General features: G+C 57.4%; 1 protein-coding gene. It reads left to right on the top strand.

Annotation, left to right across the window (positions count from 1 at the left end; genetic code table 11):
• Positions 1-719: Rpn family recombination-promoting nuclease/putative transposase (locus LKR43_RS16150; protein WP_227685201.1), on the top strand; the 719-nt coding region annotated here is incomplete at both ends.

Genomic DNA, 719 nt, shown 5'->3' with positions numbered 1-719 from the left:
GTCAATGCCCCGTGGCTTGATCTGCTCGATTGGAGCAAGCTCGAACCCCTGCCCACCGACTATATCAGCGACACGCTGCGCCAGCGCCACGGCGATCTGGTCTGGCGCCTGCCCAGGCTGGACGGCGCCGATGTGTATCTGCTGCTGATGATCGAACACCAGTCTTCCATAGACTATTACATGGCACTGCGCGTATTCACCTACCAGGGCCTGCTTTACGAAGCGCTACGTACCAGAAAACTTATCAAACACCATCAGTCGCTACCCATCACCATCCCGGTCGTCATCTACAGCGGCACACCGCGCTGGAGCGCGCCAGCCAATATTGCCGACCTGATAGGCAACAAATCTGCAGGCCTGCGCCGCTACATTCCACAACTACGGTACTTGCTGGTCGACGAAGGCGCACTGCTTGAAGCCGGAAAGCTGCCCGAAGACAATCTGGCAACACTGCTGTTTCGCCTGGAGCACAATCGCGGCATCCAGGATGTGCAACAGCTCATTCAAAAGGTGTATAACTACACCCAGGCAGACACCATGCTGCGCCGCGCATTTGCCAGCTGGACACGCCACGTGCTGTTACCACGCGCACTACCTGAAGTCGATCTACCGCAGGTCGACGACTTACTGGAGATCAAGGACATGCTTACCGAACACTCCCGCTCCTGGACCCACCAGTGGAAAATGGAAGGGCTGGCCGAAGGACGAGAAGAAGGACG

The sequence above is a fragment of the Pusillimonas sp. MFBS29 genome (assembly GCF_020687695.1).
In the GTDB taxonomy this organism is placed as follows: Bacteria; Pseudomonadota; Gammaproteobacteria; order Burkholderiales; family Burkholderiaceae_B; genus Pusillimonas_C.
This window is presented reverse-complemented; position numbering and strand designations above follow the sequence as displayed.